The organism is Geothrix sp. 21YS21S-2 (genome assembly GCF_030846775.1).
Lineage (GTDB): Bacteria > Acidobacteriota > Holophagae > Holophagales > Holophagaceae > Mesoterricola.
In genome coordinates this window covers 533,441-548,825 of sequence record NZ_CP132910.1, presented here as the reverse complement: position 1 = coordinate 548,825, position 15,385 = coordinate 533,441, and the positions used below count along the sequence as shown (strand labels likewise).

Genomic DNA, 15,385 nt, shown 5'->3' with positions numbered 1-15,385 from the left:
GAGTCCCCATGGTCTCGCGTCTCAAGCTCCAGCTGGGCGACATCACCGCCATGGGCACCGAGGCGGTGGTGAATTCCACCGACGAGACGCTCGCGGCGGGGGGCCCCGTGCACGTGGCCATCCACCGTGCCGCGGGCCCCGGCCTGGAGGAGGAGTGCCTGGGCGTGGGCGACTGCCCCCCGGGCGAGGCGCGCCTCACGGGGGGCCACAACCTGGCGTCCCCCTTCGTCATCCACACCGTCGCACCCACGTGGCTGGACGGCAGCGGCGCCGAGGCCGGCGTCCTCGCCTCGTGCTATGTGAACACCCTCAGGCTCGCCAGGGTGCGGGGCATCCGCTCCGTGGCCTTCCCCAGCATCGGCTCGGGCATCGAGCCCCAGATCCCCCTGGACGTGGCCGCCCCGGTGGCCGTGAAGACCATCCTGGACTTCCTGGAGGCCAACGAGCTCCCGGAGCAGGTCTTCCTGGTCTGCTTCAACGCCCAGACGTACCAGGCCCACCAGAAAGCCCTCAAAGAGGCCCTACCCTGATGTCCGACCCAGCCCTGTTCCAGACCTTCATCTCCGATTCCCTCGAGGAGCGGCTCCAGGCCGGCATCCGCTCGGCCCTGGCCCTGGGGGCCGAGGGCGCCGAGGCCTTCGTGAGCGTCTCCCGCTCCCGGCGCGCCAAGGTCCAGAACGGCGCCCTGGAGGACCTCACCACCAGCAAGCGCGGCGGCCTGGGGGTGCGCGTGCTGCGGCCCGGGGCCAAGGGCCTGCGCACTGGCATCGCCACCACCACCGACCTGGGACGGGCCGACTTCACCGAGCTGTTCGCCCAGGCCTGGGAGCTCTCCGCCCTGGGCGACGAGGACCCCTGGATCCGCCAGGCCTCCCCCTCGGGCGTGGACGACCTGCCCCCCCGCCACGACCCCCGCGGCTCGGCGCTGACCCCCGAGGACCGCATCAACCGCGCCCTGGAGCTGGAGGCCCACGCCCGCAAGGCCTCCCCGAAGGTCGTCGCCGTGCGGGACGCCTCCTGGGCCGACGGCGACGGCGCCTCGCTGCTCATCACCCAGCGCGGGGTGCGGGCCTACGACCTGGGCTCGTCCTGCTCCGCCGCCATCGAGCTGGCCGTGGAGGAGCGCGGCGACCGCCAGGCCTCGTGGCACTGGGACATGGGCCGGCACCCCGGCGCCGTGGACCTGGCCGCCATCGGCGCCGAAGCCGCCCGCAAGGGGGAGCGCAAGCTCAACCCGGCGCAGATGGACGCCGGGCGCTTCAACGTCATCCTCCACCCCGAAGTGACCGTGGACATCCTGGGCATCGTCTCGGGGATGCTCTCGGCCGAGGCCGTGCTCAAGGGCCGCAGCCTGTTCGCGGGCAGGCTCGGGGAGACCATCGCCTCCCCCCTGCTCACCCTGGTGGACGACGGCCGGCTGGCCACCGGCCTGGGCTCGGAGCCCTGGGACGGGGAGGGCCTGCCCACCCGGCGCAACGTCCTCATCGACAAGGGCGTCCTGGGCACCTACCTCCACACCCTCAAGACCGCCGCCGAGATGGGCGTGGCCCCCACCGGCACCGCCGGCCGGGGCACGGGCAGCAACCCCGGCGTCTCCACCTTCAACCTGTTCCCGGAAACCGGCGACACCACCCCCCTGGAGCTCTACCGCATGGCCGGGGAGGGCGTGCTCATCACCGAGCTCATGGGCCTGCACACCGTGGACCCGGTTTCGGGCGACCTCAGCGTGGGCGCGTCGGGCATCCGCATCCGGGGAGGGCAGCTGGCCGAGAGCGTGGACCGCATGACCTTCGCGGGCAACCTGCGGGACTTCCTCACCCGCATCGCCGCGGTGGGCAACGATCTCCACTGGTACGGCAGCAGCGGCGGGGTGTCCCTCCTGCTCTCCGACATGAGCCTTGGCGGGGCGTGATAAGGTAGTCGAAGCCTAAATCAAGAGGATTCGATGTCCACAGCAGCAGCCCGCCAATATCTCGCATTTCCCCACCTCGAGCCCGAACTGAGGGCCGAACTGGAACCCCTGGTCCAGGCCGCCGAGAAGGGCGACGCCGCCGCCCTGGTGGAGGTCAACGACCGGTTCTTCGAGCCCCTGGCCTTCGGCACCGGCGGCCTGCGGGGCATCATGGCCGCGGGCCTGCGCCGCATGAACAAGCCCAACGTCCGCCGCACCACCCTGGCCCTGGCCCAGGTGGCCAAGGCGAGGGCCCCCCAGGCGAAGACCGCCCTGGTGGGCTTCGACACCCGCCTGCAGTCGGACGTCTTCGCGCGGGAGGCCGCGCGGGTGCTGGCCGCCGCCGGCTACCAGGTGTTCCTGGGCAACCGCCCCCTGCCGACCCCCTTCCTCTGCTATGCCATGCGCAAGCTGGGCACCGCCTGCGGCATCATCATCACCGCTTCGCACAACCCCAAGGAATACAACGGCTACAAGGCCTATGACGAGAAGGGCGCCCAGGTGGTGAGCCCCTGGGACACCGAGGTCGAAGCCGCCATGGCCTCCTTCCCCCTGGTGCCCGAGCCGCCCCCGGCCGAGGGCGACGCCCGCATCGTGCCCATCCCCGCCGAGCTGGAGGAGGGCTACCTGGCCCTGGGCCTGAGCCTCATGACCCGTCCCGCCGGGTTCAAGCCCGCCAAGGTCCTCTACACCCCCTTCCACGGCACCGGCATCGCCTTCGTGCCCGAGCTCTTCAAGCGCGCCGGCCTCCCGCTGGAGATCTGCGCCTCCCAGGCGGTGCAGGACGGCACCTTCCCCACCGCCCCCCGGCCCAACCCCGAGGAGATCGCCGCCTACAAGGCCCCCCTGGCCGACGCCGCGAAGGCCGGGGCCGACGTGGTCCTCTCCAACGACCCCGACGCCGACCGCATCGGCCTCGTGGCGCCCCATGACGGCGCCTGGGAGCTCATGAGCGGCAACGACCTCGCGGCCCTCACCCTGGACTACCTCTGCACCCAGAAGGGCCTCAAGGGCGTCATGGTCACCACGGTCGTCACCTCCGACCTGCTGGCCGAGGTGGCCCGCCGCCACGGCCTCGAGGTCATGTGGACCCTCACCGGCTTCAAGAACATCGCGCTCTGCATGGACATCCTCGGGAGGAACGGCGAGACCTACGCCTACAGCGCCGAGGAGTCCTTCGGCATGCAGCTCAGCGACCAGATGCGCGACAAGGACGGCGTCCTGGCCGCCCTGGTGGTGGCCGAGATGGTGGGCCACTACAAGACCCAGGGCCTGGGCCCCTACGAGGCCGTCGACGCCCTCAAGGCCCGCGTGGGCATGTTCCACAACCGCCTGGTGAACCTGGAGGACCCGCGTCCCGGCGGCGCCGTGCGCTTCGCCGAGGCCATGACCCGCATCCGCGAGGCCGGCCTGAAGGCCTTCGGCGGCGAAAAGGTGGTCTCCTGGGAGGATTTCCAGGCCTGCCAGTGGCACGCCGGCGACCAGGTCGAACCCATCCTGGACCGTCCCGACAACCGCGCCAAGGCCCGGCCCATGGACCTCTCCAACGTCCTCAAGTTCCGCCTGGAATCCGGCGCCTTCGCCGCGTTCCGTCCCAGCGGCACGGAGCCGAAGCTGAAGGTCTACCTCCAGAGCCGCACGGATGCCGCCCTGCTGGACCGCATGGAGACCGAGGCGAGGGCGCTGCTGGGGCTCTAGCCCCGTTCAGAGAATCACGCAGGGGGCGCTCTTCGGCACCTTGATCCGGTAGTCCGGATGCTTGTCGTCGGGAGCCACCAGTTCGAGGGGGACCGGGTTGCCGTCGGCCTTGTTCTCCTGGGTGGTTTCCAGGTGCAGGGATTCACTGGCCACATCGCCGCCAAGGGCCAAGGCCCGGTAGCGTACCGGAAGGTCCACCCCGGCCCCCTCGTCCAGGCCGTGGAGCGACAGGAGTAGATCCACCTGCTGGATGCCCACCGCGCCCGGGGCGCACGGCGATGGGGTAAAGACGGCCTGACCGCCGGGCGTGAGATACAGGATCAGCGTGTTTATGGGCCTTGGCGCCAAATCCTGGTAGGTGCCATGGAAGGTGGGCTCGTGGACCGCCCCCTTGTCCTCGGCGCCCCAGGCCGGGCGGGCCTTGGGAGGGGCCGCGGACGCGTAGGAGGCCACCGTCAGATCGCGCCCCTGGGCCGCGATGGAGGTGATCTTCAACCTCACCCGATGGGTCGTGGCGTTGGTGAGGGTCACCTCGGCCAGCGCGGGCAGGGTGCCAAGAATCAGAAGGGCGAAACGGAACGGCAGCATGGATTCCCCAAGAAAAAGCCGCCGAAAGGCCGGCCAGATCCAAGGTGCCGCCCCTGCCGGATGGGTTCCCGGCCGGCCGCACTCAGGCACCCTAGCCGCCACCGGCCCCCTGCGGTGGCGCGCCCTGCGCAACCAAGCCTTTCTCCAGGAGATCCAGGAGCTTGGCGTATTCCTCCGGCGCAAGGTCGTGCTGGACGCCGGCGAGAGTCGCCAGCCCCGCCGATTCCTTCATCCCATAATGAAAAACTTCAGAAGAACGGCCAGCGAGGAGGAGCCTGAGTCGACTCCGGCCCGGTTCCAGGGGCGTCACCAGGAGGCTGCCGTCCTGGATGATGCTGGCCTTCCGCTGCTCACGGTCCTGCCACTGTTGCCGGAAGGCAACCATCCCGAGGCTCCTATCCGCACATAGGATCAGATGTCCCTGGTCCAGAAGGATCTCCAGGACCTTCGGGAAGACGGCTTCCGCATCGACGGCCACGGTTCGGGTGCGGTGGGCGGCGAGCCGGCTGACTTCCTCCCGGGGGAGGACAGGCGCGGAATGGATTTCAACCACGGGAAGGGACCCGCAGCCTGCCATGGCAAGACAGGGCAGAATGGCGTGCAGCGGCTTCATCGGGCCCCTCCCTATCGCAGGTAGGTGAAGAGGAAGCTGCCGTACAGGGTATCCGTGTAGACAGCGATGTGGGTTGGCCCCCGCCAGTCGTTGCCCGGCTGAGGCACCGAGAGCTCCGCGTGGGAAGAATTCGTCACCGTCCGGGAGGTCGTGATTTCATCGGTCCACGTCCAGGACTTGTTTGCCGTGATGCCGAAAAATTTCGTCAACCCGGCGCCCATGGCAGCGGAAACCGAGTAGCTGCTGACGATGGAGTTGCCTTTTGTTTCAATCCCCTCGTTCTGGACCATGAGCGAAGACGTGTGTACCACGCCTGACGCGGGGCTGTAGTCCACCGAGCGAAGGTTCGTCAGGCTGAACCTGTTCGGGTCGGGCACGAACGTGTTGCCCATGAAGTCAGAGCCGATCGCATGGTAGGGATTCTGCTTGGCGATGGCATGGAAGTCCGAATCGGTTCCTGGCCCCGTCAAGGCTCCGCCTCCGGGCCATTCCCGCTTCAACCGGGCCAGCAGGTGTTCGTTCGTGATCGGTTCCTTTCCAAGGAGCTGGGCGACGGTCAGGTGGACAACATTGGCGCCGACGGTGGCGGAAAGGGGATCGCCCGGATGGTTCATGAGCCTCCACGAAGCTTCGTTGGAGGAGGTAAAAGACAGCTCAACGGCGGGGTTCAGCCACACCTCCAGGACGTCCTGGTCGTGGTTGATGCCCTCGGACGTGCCGGTCCATCGGTTCAAGGTCGAGAGGTTGTTGCTCATCGTGATGGACCGGGAGTCTGTCGTGCTCGTGGACCAGCCCGCGCCCAAGGTTGCGAAATTCTTGACGTCCTCCCCGCCGAGACTGGCGGACAGGTTGAAGGCGCCCGAAAAAGTTTGGCTGATGGAAGACGTGGTTCCCACCCCGGACCCTTTCCCGTAGCTGACCGTTCCCCCGATTCCGGGAGGCGCATAGATGACGGACAGGACCTTTTATTTGGGAAAGGCCTGGCTCCGGATGACGATCTTTCCCTTGCCGCCGTTCTCGGTGCTCAGGTAGATGGGCGCGCCGTCCAGGGCCTGGACGAGGTTCAGGTTCGTGTATTCCAGGGCGCCGCCGGCCTGGGGGATCATGCCGACGCCGTTGATCGCGATCATCCTCCGGTTGGCGGAACTGGTCCCGGGGAAAACGTGGCGAGTACCCTCGGGGTCCACCCAGGTCCAGTTGGACCAGGTGTGTCCGATCAGGATGGAATCCTTGCCGTCCTGCCTCAGGGCGTGGGTCGGGGTGGACGTCTGGGTCGCCGTCGGCGCCGCCCAGGCCTGGGACCGCAAGGGGGCGGAACCGGCCGCGAGGAGGATCGCTCCGGAACAGGTCAGGGCTTTCGAAAGAGGGGTCATGGTGCCTTTCCGCGCTTCGCGACCTCGCACGCCGGGGCCCGCCCCGGGCACCCCGCCCGCGGCCGGCGACCCCCTGCCGTCCGGGTCAGCGTCACCCTCCAATGCCAACCGCGGCGCCAAGGTTCCACGGCCCGCGGGCCGTACCCCCGAAGGCGCCGCCGTCCCGATGCGGCGGGTTCAGACCCCGTCGGAACCGAAGCCTGTCTTCCCTGTGCGGGCGGGGTTCTGCCCCGTGAGCTGGTCGATGCGGGCCGCGTCCCGGTCGTCGAGCCTGCGGGTGGCCTCCGCGGGCGGGAAGATCTCCGGGGCCTCCTCCTGGAGGTACCGCCGCGTGCGGGCCAGGAGCGAATCCATGTCCTGCAGGAAGCGCACCCGCTCCAGCTTCAGGCCCCGCAGGGAGGCTTCCAGCTCCTGGCTCTTGGCGCTGGCTTCCCGCAGCAGCTCGTCGGCCTTGAAGTCGGCCTCGCGCAGGATGAGCGCCTTCTCCCGGTTCACGGCGTCCAGGATCTCCTCCTTGGTGCGCTGGGCGTTGAGCAGCGTCTCCCGGAAGATCCGGTCCTGGTCCTGGTACTGCTTCAGGTGTTCGCGCAGGTCCAGGATCTCGGTGCGCAGGCGGGAGTTCTCCATCTGGAGCTCCTCCCATTCCGCGGCCACCTCCAGCAGGAAGGCCCGCACCTCCCCTTCGTCCAGGCCGCGGAACCCCTTCTCGAATTCCCGGCGTTGGATGTCCAAGGGCGTGTATTTCATGGGCGCTCCTAGGAGAGGACGCTCTTCTGCAAGAGGGCCTGAAGGGCGTACAGGATCAGGATGGCCACCATGGGGCTGAAGTCCATGCCCATGGAGGACGGCAGCAGGGTCCGGATGGGGTGCAGCACCGGGTCCACGATGGCGTGAAGCAACCGGACGATCGGGTTCCGGGGGTCCGGCTGGATCCAGGACAGGATGCTCGTGATGAAGATGAGCATGATGAGGAGAAGAATGAGTTTGTCGGCCACGAGCACAAGGAACATAGGGAGGGGGACCTTTCCTTGCCATGATAGTCGCAACCGGCCCCGGCGTCCCCTTGGACAATTGGGGAGAACTGCAGTACAACCGTGAGATGCGAATCGGGATCTCCTGCTACTCAACTTTCGGCGGTTCCGGCGTGGTGGCCACGGAGGTGGGGAAGGCCCTGGCCGCCCGGGGCCATGAGATCCACCTCCTCAGCCCCTCCCTTCCACCCCGGCTGCTGGGCTTCGAGGACAAGATCTTCTTCCACGAGGTGACGGCCAGCCCCTACCCCCTCTTCGAGGCGGCTCCCTACTCCATCGCCCTGGCCTCCAAGATGGCCGACGTGGCCGAGCACCATGACCTGCAGATCATGCACGCCCACTACGCCATCCCCCACGCCTCCGCCGCCCTCCTGGCGCGCATGGCCCTCGAGGGCCGGCTCAAGGTCGTCACCACCCTCCACGGCACCGACATCACGGTGGTGGGCTCGGACCCCAGCTACCTGTCCATGGTGAAGCTGGCAATCCGGGAGAGCGACGCCGTCACCTCGGTGTCGGAGTACCTGCGGGACGAGACCTACCGCACCTTCAAGGTGGACCGTCCCATCGACGTGATCCCCAACTTCGTCACCGCCCCCCAGGACCCCAACCCCGGCTGCCGCAAGTGGCTGGCCCCCGCCGGCACCTCCATCCTCACCCACATCTCCAACTTCCGCCCCGTCAAGCGCGTCATGGACGTCATGAAGACCTTCGAGCGGGTGCTGCGGGAGCAGCCGAGCTTCCTGGTCATGGTGGGCGACGGCCCCGACCGGGCCGAGGCCGAAATCTACGCCCGCGACCACGGCTTCGCCGACCACGTCCGCTTCACCGGCAAGCAGCTGGACATCGACACCGTGCTTGCTTGCTCGGACGTCTTCCTCCTCCCCAGCGCCACCGAGAGCTTCGGCCTGGCCGCCCTGGAGGCCATGGCCCACAGGGTCCCCGTCATCGCCAGCCGCGTGGGCGGCCTCCCCGAGGTGGTCCGCCACGGCGTGGACGGCTTCCTGGAGCCCCTGGGCGACGTGGACGCCATGGCCGAGGACGCCCTCACCCTCCTGCGCGACCCCGTCCTGCGCAGGAAGATGGGCCTCTCCGCCCAGACCCGCGCCCTGGAGACCTTCGAGGAGAAGCCCATCGTGGACCAGTACGAGGAGGTCTACGAGCGGGTGCTCGCGATCCCGAAATCCATCGTGGATTTTGGTGCCCGGACCCGGTAGACTAGCTTCTTCGGCTGGGTAGCTCAGGTGGTTAGAGCGAGGGTCTCATAATCCCTAGGTCCGCGGTTCGAGTCCGCGCCCAGCCACCACCAAGAAAAGCCCCGTGAACATTGAGTTCTCGGGGCTTTTCCTTTGTACCCGCGTGCAACACTTACGAAGATAGAATTCGTCAATTTCTGGCCGGGGTACAGTCTAGGGGTACAGTTTGAGCAGGGGTTCTTCGTTTCCCCTTTCTGGGAAAGGGGTTCCGTGTCTGAATCACGTGCTCCATAGCCCTTCCATACCGCCGCCAAGGGTGAGCCACCTGGGGGCCGTCTCGAGGAGGGCAGAATTCGACTTGCTACCCCTTTCACCCAAGTCAACCACGGCTCCCCAGGAAGGCCGCCACGATGCTGGTGGCTTCCGTGCCATGGCCTGCCTCGAGGTTGATCCGAATCCGTGCCCCGTCCCGGGCGGTTATCCCGATCGTGGTGGACGCCACAGGACTCACAACCGGGGCAAGGGCAAAGGGACCGACCGTACAAGCGTAAACCCGCTATTCTAGCAAAACCAGGAGACCCCCCGGCTCTGCCGGGGTGGCAGTAGAAGTTTGACATTTCAGGGAGTCCATCCTGGAATCTCCGATTGTGAGCCGCCAAGCACACGAAAGGAGGTCCAAGATGGACTCGTCGGAAAGTCTAAGCCCTTCCGGTGGGAGTGTAAGTACCACGTGGTGTTTATCCCATAATGTCGAAGAAAGACGCTCTACGAGAAGTTACGACCACATCTGGGTGAGGTGTTCCGGCAACTGGCCGCGCAGAAGGAATGCCGGATCGAGGAGGGGCACCTCATGGCCGATCACGTCCATATTCTGATTTTGGCCTGCCCCCACCCCCTTGGACAGCTTGAAATGTTAGGATCCACTCGGACTGGGTAGTCGCGAGGCGGGTTAGCATAATGAATCACCAAGGGATTGCGTTTGAATATTTTGTTCCTCCATTGGTGATTGCCATTCCTCGGTGTTGTTAAAATTGGAGATATTGCTCGTGCTTTCTGAAATCACCAGGCGCGACATCGTCGATGTCCTCACCTTGTCCGGGATCGAGTACAACGGTCGACTGGGGGAGGTCGAGTTCCTGATGCGTCTGTACGACCTGCAGAAGCTGCCTTCCGGCGATGGACGGTTCGCAGATGCGGCCGGGGACATCAACCAGCATCGCTGGAATAACCACGATTGGGAGGATGGCTGGGTGTTCTCCGACAGCCGGTTCAACCTCCTCCATGGTCCTGAGAAGAGCTTCCTGGATTTCCTGGCCATGATGATCCACCCAGCGGTGCGGTCCAACCCGGCTGAGGTCGATCAAATTGTTGAGCTACTGAACCCGCTCCTCAACCGGGAGGGGTGGGAACTGGCGGTTGCCAGCACCATCGCCGGGCTCCCCGTTTATTCTGCGAGAACCCTTACCGGCAAGATCAGCCCCGCGTTGAACGCCGCCAAGGGGATGGCAGTGCGGGTCGACGCCGCTTACATTCATCAGCAGATCCAGCGAATCGAACAGGCCGTGGAAAAGGACCCTGAACAGGCCATCGGCACTGCCAAAGAACTTGTGGAGACTGTGGCCAAGACCATCTTCCTCGACCATGGTCTGAGGGTCCCGGTGGAAGATGACTTCCCAAAGTTGGTTCGGGCTGCGTTGAAGCAGCTCAAGCTGGTCCCAGACGATATCCCAGACAAAGCCTATGCCGCCGATATCATCCGCAAGTTGCTTCAGAATCTCGCCACTATCTCGAACGGTTTGGCAGAACTCCGAAATGGATATGGGACTGGCCACGGGAAAGATGCCCGAACCCGTGGGCTTCGCGCCCGCCATGCCCGACTGGCGGTGGGAGCAGCCGCGACTCTTGCAGTATTCATGCAGGAGACGTCTGAGGAGATGCTCGGGAAGTAGGTGGTCGGGAAGGCCACGCTGTACAGGTCCAACGCGGTCAGATGGACCGAGTGGTGGAAATGGCCTTCAGGGCCGCCGTGGCCAGGGCCAGGACCCGGAAAGGGACCCCTGCTGGTATCTGGACGACCTCGGCATCATTGAGGTCGGGGATGCCATCCAGGAGGGCTGCAAGCCGGGTCAGCTCCTTGTGCAAGAGGATGGCCAGGACCTCGGGCGGGAGGTCCTGGTCATGGAGAGGGGCAGGCGCGGGGGTGGTCATGTCTAGAACGGTGCTTTTCATGGGCGGGGGCCTCCTATATGGAATCCGGAAGCGGGCGGCGCCTAACTGACGGATGGATTGCGAAAAACGGACCCCTACATCACGTCGTGTCCGAGAGCTCAATCGTCCACGTCCGCCGGGGGACCGTGCCCTCCCAGGGGACGACTACGAAAGTGAGTCGCGGCGTCTGTGAAATCTCGTAGTCCGGAGAAGCCTCGTGCTCGCCCCCTGCCCGTCGGGTGTTGACAACCCCATGTTGAATCTGATTTTAGCCGTCATTTTTCACTCTGGCACGGAGCCTGCTTCCTTGGCCTCACCGATGCGGGCCCGGCCCTGCTGTTCAGGGCGCCGTTCAAAGACGGGCGCTTCCCGCGCTTCCCTTCCCCCTCGCCTTCAGCCGAAGGCCTCTCTAGGAGCTCCCATGAGCCGCAAGATCCCCACCATCCTCTTCGCCCTTGGCCTGATCACCACGGGTCTCCTGGCCCACACGGCCACCGCGATGACCCCCTCAGCCAGGACCATGAACCTCCTGGGTCCCAACGTCGGCGTCGAGGGTTACGACCCCGTCTCCTACTGGTCCGAGGGCGGCAGCAAGCCCATGCAGGGGACCATCAAGCTCACCTACAACCACGCGGGGGTCAACTACCGCTTCGTCAACGAGAAGAACCTCGAGACCTTCAAGATGAGCCCCGAGCGCTTCCTGCCCCAGTACGGCGGCTACTGCGCCTGGGCCATCGGCGCCATCAATCAGCGCGTCGACGTGAACCCCAACCACTATGTGATCCGCGACGGGAAGCTCTACCTCTTCTTTTCGGACGCCAACATCGTCACCCACGATTTCTGGAAGAAGGATACCGTCGCCCTGATCGAAAAGGGTGATGCCGCCTACGGAAAGCTGCTCGCCGAATAGTACTCTCCCTCCCATTGCCGATCGGCGCCCTGGTCACAGGGGACAGGCTTTCACGTTCACCGTGACAAGGCGCCGCCCTACCTGAAGGTGTCCCATGCGTTTCCATCTTGTCCAACTGGCTGTCCTCGCCATCTCCTTCCTGCCCCTAGGTGCCCAGATTACTTACAAGGTCGATCAGGCCCACTCTGAGGTGGGCTTCCGGGTCCGCCATCTCGTGACCCGGGTCTCCGGGCGCTTCCACGGCTTCGACGGCAGGATCCTCCTGGACGAGAAGGACCTTGCCCAGTCCTCCGTCACCTTTACCATCCAGGCCGCCACGCTGGACACCGCTTTGGAGGCCCGCGACAAGCACCTCAAAGGCCCGGACTTCTTTGATGTGGACCACTTCGGCCAGATCACCTTCCAGAGTGCCCAAGTCCTCGATCGCGGCCAAGGGCGTCTGGACGTCACTGGGGACCTCACCATCCGGGGCATCACGAAGCGGGTCACTATCATGGCCGTCAGCCTCGGGACGGTGCAGACCCCCTTCAAGGACACCCGGGCCGGCTTCGAGGGCCAGCTCAAGGTGAGCCGCAAGGACTACGGCATGACCTGGAACCTGCCCCTCGGCCTGGGCGGAACGGTCCTGGGCGACGAGGTGGACATCACCCTCGCCCTGGAAGTCATCAAGCAGTGAACTAGGCACACCCCACCTTTCCTCCAGGAGACCCTCAATGGCCCTTCAAGAAGACTTGAACACGTTCATGGCCGGAGTCCGGACCCAGCTTCCGGCCGAAGTCCTGGCTCCCGTGGAGCGGTTCTACGCTGAACTCGACAAGCCTGATCGCTTCCCCTACCTGCTCCATATCGGAGAGCGGGCCCCCATGTTCACGCTCCCCGACGCCACTGGCAAGATCGTCAGCACCGAAGCCCTCCTGGCCAAAGGGCCCCTGGTGATCTCCTTCTACCGGGGAGCCTGGTGCCCATTCTGCAACCTCGAGCTCAGGGCGCTCCAGACGGCCCTCCCGGAGATCCTCGCGCTGGGCGCGACCCTGATCGCCATCTCCCCGGAGAAGCCCGACTATGCCATGCCCTTGATCGAACGGGAAAGCCTTGCCTTTCCAGTTCTATCCGACCTAGGCAACAAGGTCGCCCGGAGCTTCGGTCTGGTGTACACCCTGGAAGGCGAGGCCAGGCGTATCTCCCTGGACACCTTCGGTACCGATCTCCCAAAGTTCAACGGAGACGACTCCTGGGAGCTCCCGGTGCCCGCCACCTTTGTCCTGGAGCGGAACGGTAAGGCCAGACTCGTCTTCTTCGACCCGGAGTTCCGCAACCGCGTCGATCCCGCCCTCATCCTCTCCACGCTGCGGGACCTCCAGCAAGCGTGTGTCTAGCGCACTGTGCATTGCGTACCGGCGCCCATCCAACCGCCTTCCCCGGAAGGCAGAACCTCGGAGTCCACATGAACCTCCTCAAGTCCACGTCCGTCCTCGTACTCGGGTTGATGACCCTCGGCCTCGCCGCCGAGACCCCGTCCGACTGCGCTTCGGGCCAGGTCTTCACCAGCAGCAATGCCCAGGCCGGCAACGAGTTGCTCGTCTATTCCCGCAACCATGACGGCACCCTGACCTTCAAGAGCCACCTTCCCACCGGTGGCCAGGGCTCGGGCGCGGGGTTGGGTTCCCAGGGCGCGGTGACCTTGAGCCTCGACGGAGAGTATCTGTTCGTCGTCAACGCCCAGAGCAATTCCGTCTCGACCTTCGCACTCCATGGCAACGCGCCCAAGCTCACTTCCGTCCTCGCCTCCGGCGGGACCCACCCGATCAGCGTCACGGAACATGACGGCCTGGTGTACGTGGTCAATGACGGCGGCATCAGCAACGTCACCGGTTTCCGGAACAGCCACGGCATCCTGAAGGCGGTCCCCGGCTCCACCCTGGGGCTCTCCAAGCCCAGCGGCGCCGCCCCTGCGCAGATCGGTTTCAGCGCGGACGGTGCCACCCTGGTGGTCACCGAGAAGGGCACCAACCTGCTGACCAGCTACCAAGTCATCCACGGAGGCGGCATCACCGGTCCCCTCTCCACCCTGTCCCCCGGCCAGACCCCCTTCGGTTTCGCCTTCAACCGCCATAACCGCCTCCTTGTCACCGAGGCGGTCGGCGGCACCCCCGGCGCGAGCACAGTCTCCTCCTACCGTATCGCCCATGCCAGCCCTGCCAGCCTGCAAATCGTCAGCCCTGCCGTCCCTGATGACCAGACGGCCGCCTGCTGGATCGCCATCACCCCCAACGGCCGGTTCGGCTATGTCGCCAACACCGGCAGCAGCTCCGTCAGCAGCTACCACATCGCCTTCGACGGCCAGATCGACCTGATGGCCATGGTGGCCGGCGCTACCGGAACCGGTTCGGCCCCCGCCGATGCCGCCATTTCCTCGGACGGGCACCACCTGTTCGTGCGCAACGGCCGTTCGTTCACGCTCTCGTCCTTCGATATCCACAAGGACGGAAGCCTCAGCGCAGGCATCCTCACCAGCGGACTTCCGACCAGCGCGGTCGGGCTCGCCGCGAACTGAACCTTTCACACCTAGGCTGTACCTACATGCGGCCTGGCACCCTAGGGTGCCTGGCCGCACCGTCGTTCAGGGAATGACCCGGCAGGTCGCCCAAGCCTCCAGGAGGACTCCATGGTCAAGATCTCGATCTTCTACCCCGCGCGCGAAGGCGGCCGGTTCGACCTTCCCTATTACTTGCAGACGCACATGCCCATGTCGATCGACCGCATCGGGGCCCATCCCGGGTTCCGGGGGGTCTCCGTAGAGCAGGGGCTTGGCGGCGGGGAACCGGGAACCAGGCCCACCTTCATCGCCGCCTGCCACTTCCTGTTCGATTCCATGGAGCACTTCGTCGAGGCCTACACTCCCCATGCCGCCTCCCTGTACGAGGACCTCACCAACTACACGGACCTCAAACCCCTGGTCCAGATCAACGAGGTCCTCCTCCGCACCGGGGGAGCCCCACTTTGTTCACCTGGTGGCAGAATCGCCACCGGATCGGACCCTGCGCGCAGGCCCCTGGCGAACGCCAGGGGAGCATGCGCCCACGCCAGTTGAAACCCCCGCTGGCATGCAGGAAGCCCAGGCCGTCCTCGACAAGCGAGGCCGGCTTGGGCTCGGTTCGTTTCAGAGGCCGAGGTCGCTGAGTCCCGGGTGGTCGTCGGGGCGCCGCCCCAGGGGCCAGCGAAACTTCCGGCCCTCCTCCTGGATCGCCAGATCGTTGATGCTGGCATGGCGTACCGCCATGAGCCCATTCCCGGCGAACTCCCAGTTCTCATTGCCGTAGGACCGGAACCAGGCTCCTGTGGCATCGTGCCATTCGTAGGCGAAGCGCACCGCGATGCGGTTGCCGTCAAACGCCCATAGTTCCTTGATCAGACGGTATTCCAGTTCCCGCTCCCATTTCTGTTCCAGCAGGGCTACGATCTCCTCGCGCCCCCTTGGAAACGCGGAACGGTTGCGCCAGAGGGAATCGGGGGTGTAGGCCAGCGCGACCCGCTGGGGGTCCCTCCCGTTCCAGGCGTCTTCCGCTACCCTCACCTTCTGGAGGGCGGAGGCACGGGTGAAAGGAGGCAGGGGGGGGCGAGCCTGATCCATGTTCATGGCAGTCCTTTCATGCAAGGTCGATGACTGGTCGAAGCTTGCCGCAAGTGGAAATTTCGTGAGTTCATGGTCATGGCCCCGCCTTTCGTCGCTAGGGAATCCTCATGCGGATTCCTTCTCCAGGTCTGGGGTGCTCCAAGGCAGGGTTGCGCTACGGAATTTATCTCCGGCCGCCCCGCCCTG

18 protein-coding genes, 1 tRNA gene and 1 pseudogene are annotated in these 15,385 nt (G+C 65.7%); 12 read left to right on the top strand and 8 right to left on the bottom strand.

Going from position 1 to position 15,385, the window contains the following annotated elements:
* The first annotated feature begins 8 nt into the window (after positions 1-8).
* Genes RAH40_RS02490 through RAH40_RS02480 form a run of 3 tightly spaced genes read left to right on the top strand, consistent with a single transcriptional unit; the run spans position 9 to position 3,649 of the window.
* Entirely contained in the window at positions 9-530 is a 522-nt protein-coding gene (locus tag RAH40_RS02490) for a macro domain-containing protein (protein WP_306600490.1), read from the top strand.
* A complete protein-coding gene (locus RAH40_RS02485; protein WP_306600489.1) occupies positions 530-1,912 on the top strand; it encodes a TldD/PmbA family protein in 1,383 nt (460 codons plus the stop codon). The genes RAH40_RS02490 and RAH40_RS02485 overlap by 1 nt, the downstream gene beginning before the upstream one ends.
* Before the next feature lie 33 nt (positions 1,913-1,945).
* Complete coding sequence (locus RAH40_RS02480) at positions 1,946-3,649, top strand: phospho-sugar mutase (RefSeq protein ID WP_306600488.1); 1,704 nt, start codon at positions 1,946-1,948, stop codon at positions 3,647-3,649.
* Between the two features lie 6 nt (positions 3,650-3,655).
* Here the strand turns inward: RAH40_RS02480 and RAH40_RS02475 are convergent, their stop codons facing one another.
* From RAH40_RS02475 to RAH40_RS02450, 6 genes are all read right to left on the bottom strand, one after another.
* Complete coding sequence (locus tag RAH40_RS02475; RefSeq protein ID WP_306600487.1) at positions 3,656-4,237, bottom strand: hypothetical protein; 582 nt, start codon at positions 4,235-4,237, stop codon at positions 3,656-3,658.
* A gap of 91 nt (positions 4,238-4,328) precedes the next feature.
* Positions 4,329-4,850, bottom strand: coding sequence for a hypothetical protein (locus RAH40_RS02470; protein WP_306600486.1), 522 nt, complete (start codon positions 4,848-4,850; stop codon positions 4,329-4,331).
* 11 nt (positions 4,851-4,861) lie between these two features.
* Positions 4,862-5,746, bottom strand: coding sequence for a hypothetical protein (locus RAH40_RS02465; protein ID WP_306600485.1), 885 nt, complete (start codon positions 5,744-5,746; stop codon positions 4,862-4,864).
* Between the two features lie 69 nt (positions 5,747-5,815).
* Positions 5,816-6,223, bottom strand: a complete 408-nt coding sequence (locus RAH40_RS02460) for a hypothetical protein (protein ID WP_306600484.1) — start codon at positions 6,221-6,223, stop codon at positions 5,816-5,818.
* A gap of 177 nt (positions 6,224-6,400) precedes the next feature.
* Positions 6,401-6,970: a DivIVA domain-containing protein gene (locus RAH40_RS02455; protein WP_306600483.1), complete on the bottom strand. Its 570-nt coding sequence runs from the start codon at positions 6,968-6,970 to the stop codon at positions 6,401-6,403.
* Positions 6,971-6,978: 8 nt separating this feature from the next.
* Positions 6,979-7,233 (bottom strand): YggT family protein, encoded by a 255-nt coding sequence (locus RAH40_RS02450; protein ID WP_306600482.1) that lies wholly within the window; start codon positions 7,231-7,233, stop codon positions 6,979-6,981.
* Positions 7,234-7,322: 89 nt separating this feature from the next.
* Here RAH40_RS02450 and bshA point away from each other — a divergent pair, with 89 nt between their 5' ends.
* The 4 genes and pseudogenes from bshA (at position 7,323) to RAH40_RS02430 (ending at position 10,396) form a co-directional block, all read left to right on the top strand.
* Positions 7,323-8,468 carry an N-acetyl-alpha-D-glucosaminyl L-malate synthase BshA gene (bshA, locus tag RAH40_RS02445; protein ID WP_306600481.1) on the top strand — a complete coding sequence of 382 codons (1,146 nt, stop codon included), beginning with the start codon at positions 7,323-7,325 and terminating at the stop codon, positions 8,466-8,468.
* A 12-nt stretch (positions 8,469-8,480) separates the two neighbouring features.
* Positions 8,481-8,557, top strand: a tRNA-Met gene (locus tag RAH40_RS02440).
* A 570-nt stretch (positions 8,558-9,127) separates the two neighbouring features.
* Positions 9,128-9,336 (top strand): annotated as a pseudogene (gene tnpA / locus RAH40_RS02435) (IS200/IS605 family transposase); the annotation flags it as partial.
* A gap of 157 nt (positions 9,337-9,493) precedes the next feature.
* Complete coding sequence (locus RAH40_RS02430; RefSeq protein WP_306600480.1) at positions 9,494-10,396, top strand: abortive infection family protein; 903 nt, start codon at positions 9,494-9,496, stop codon at positions 10,394-10,396.
* Positions 10,397-10,433: 37 nt separating this feature from the next.
* On the opposite strand, the gene RAH40_RS02425 is transcribed toward RAH40_RS02430, so the two are convergent.
* Positions 10,434-10,676, bottom strand: a complete 243-nt coding sequence (locus RAH40_RS02425) for a hypothetical protein (RefSeq protein ID WP_306600479.1) — start codon at positions 10,674-10,676, stop codon at positions 10,434-10,436.
* A gap of 400 nt (positions 10,677-11,076) precedes the next feature.
* On the opposite strand from RAH40_RS02425, the gene RAH40_RS02420 reads away from it, so the two are divergent.
* The 5 genes from RAH40_RS02420 (at position 11,077) to RAH40_RS02400 (ending at position 14,656) form a co-directional block, all read left to right on the top strand.
* On the top strand, positions 11,077-11,565 hold the full coding sequence (locus RAH40_RS02420) for a YHS domain-containing (seleno)protein (RefSeq protein ID WP_306600478.1): 489 nt from the start codon (positions 11,077-11,079) through the stop codon (positions 11,563-11,565).
* A gap of 94 nt (positions 11,566-11,659) precedes the next feature.
* On the top strand, positions 11,660-12,241 hold the full coding sequence (locus RAH40_RS02415; RefSeq protein WP_306600477.1) for a YceI family protein: 582 nt from the start codon (positions 11,660-11,662) through the stop codon (positions 12,239-12,241).
* A gap of 37 nt (positions 12,242-12,278) precedes the next feature.
* Entirely contained in the window at positions 12,279-12,941 is a 663-nt protein-coding gene (locus RAH40_RS02410; protein ID WP_306600476.1) for a peroxiredoxin-like family protein, read from the top strand.
* A 68-nt stretch (positions 12,942-13,009) separates the two neighbouring features.
* The gene (locus RAH40_RS02405) at positions 13,010-14,119 is read left to right on the top strand and encodes a beta-propeller fold lactonase family protein (RefSeq protein ID WP_306600474.1); all 1,110 of its coding nucleotides are present in this window, start codon (positions 13,010-13,012) and stop codon (positions 14,117-14,119) included.
* A gap of 111 nt (positions 14,120-14,230) precedes the next feature.
* The gene (locus RAH40_RS02400; RefSeq protein WP_306600473.1) at positions 14,231-14,656 is read left to right on the top strand and encodes an EthD family reductase; all 426 of its coding nucleotides are present in this window, start codon (positions 14,231-14,233) and stop codon (positions 14,654-14,656) included.
* 69 nt (positions 14,657-14,725) lie between these two features.
* Here RAH40_RS02400 and RAH40_RS02395 read toward each other — a convergent pair whose 3' ends face one another.
* Entirely contained in the window at positions 14,726-15,202 is a 477-nt protein-coding gene (locus RAH40_RS02395; RefSeq protein WP_306600472.1) for a nuclear transport factor 2 family protein, read from the bottom strand.
* Positions 15,203-15,385 lie beyond the last annotated feature (183 nt).

What these genes read in the sequence shown, in the direction of transcription:
- RAH40_RS02460 (WP_306600484.1), bottom strand. Translation starts at nt 6,223, where the DNA reads ATGACCCCTCTTTCGAAAGCCCTGACCTGTTCCGGAGCGATCCTCCTC.
- RAH40_RS02425 (WP_306600479.1), bottom strand. Translation starts at nt 10,676, where the DNA reads ATGAAAAGCACCGTTCTAGACATGACCACCCCCGCGCCTGCCCCTCTC.
- bshA (WP_306600481.1), top strand. Translation starts at nt 7,323, where the DNA reads ATGCGAATCGGGATCTCCTGCTACTCAACTTTCGGCGGTTCCGGCGTG.
- RAH40_RS02410 (WP_306600476.1), top strand. Translation starts at nt 12,279, where the DNA reads ATGGCCCTTCAAGAAGACTTGAACACGTTCATGGCCGGAGTCCGGACC.
- RAH40_RS02475 (WP_306600487.1), bottom strand. Translation starts at nt 4,237, where the DNA reads ATGCTGCCGTTCCGTTTCGCCCTTCTGATTCTTGGCACCCTGCCCGCG.
- RAH40_RS02400 (WP_306600473.1), top strand. Translation starts at nt 14,231, where the DNA reads ATGGTCAAGATCTCGATCTTCTACCCCGCGCGCGAAGGCGGCCGGTTC.
- RAH40_RS02415 (WP_306600477.1), top strand. Translation starts at nt 11,660, where the DNA reads ATGCGTTTCCATCTTGTCCAACTGGCTGTCCTCGCCATCTCCTTCCTG.
- RAH40_RS02490 (WP_306600490.1), top strand. Translation starts at nt 9, where the DNA reads ATGGTCTCGCGTCTCAAGCTCCAGCTGGGCGACATCACCGCCATGGGC.
- RAH40_RS02420 (WP_306600478.1), top strand. Translation starts at nt 11,077, where the DNA reads ATGAGCCGCAAGATCCCCACCATCCTCTTCGCCCTTGGCCTGATCACC.
- RAH40_RS02485 (WP_306600489.1), top strand. Translation starts at nt 530, where the DNA reads ATGTCCGACCCAGCCCTGTTCCAGACCTTCATCTCCGATTCCCTCGAG.
- RAH40_RS02405 (WP_306600474.1), top strand. Translation starts at nt 13,010, where the DNA reads ATGAACCTCCTCAAGTCCACGTCCGTCCTCGTACTCGGGTTGATGACC.
- RAH40_RS02455 (WP_306600483.1), bottom strand. Translation starts at nt 6,970, where the DNA reads ATGAAATACACGCCCTTGGACATCCAACGCCGGGAATTCGAGAAGGGG.
- RAH40_RS02450 (WP_306600482.1), bottom strand. Translation starts at nt 7,233, where the DNA reads ATGTTCCTTGTGCTCGTGGCCGACAAACTCATTCTTCTCCTCATCATG.
- RAH40_RS02470 (WP_306600486.1), bottom strand. Translation starts at nt 4,850, where the DNA reads ATGAAGCCGCTGCACGCCATTCTGCCCTGTCTTGCCATGGCAGGCTGC.
- RAH40_RS02395 (WP_306600472.1), bottom strand. Translation starts at nt 15,202, where the DNA reads ATGAACATGGATCAGGCTCGCCCCCCCCTGCCTCCTTTCACCCGTGCC.
- RAH40_RS02480 (WP_306600488.1), top strand. Translation starts at nt 1,946, where the DNA reads ATGTCCACAGCAGCAGCCCGCCAATATCTCGCATTTCCCCACCTCGAG.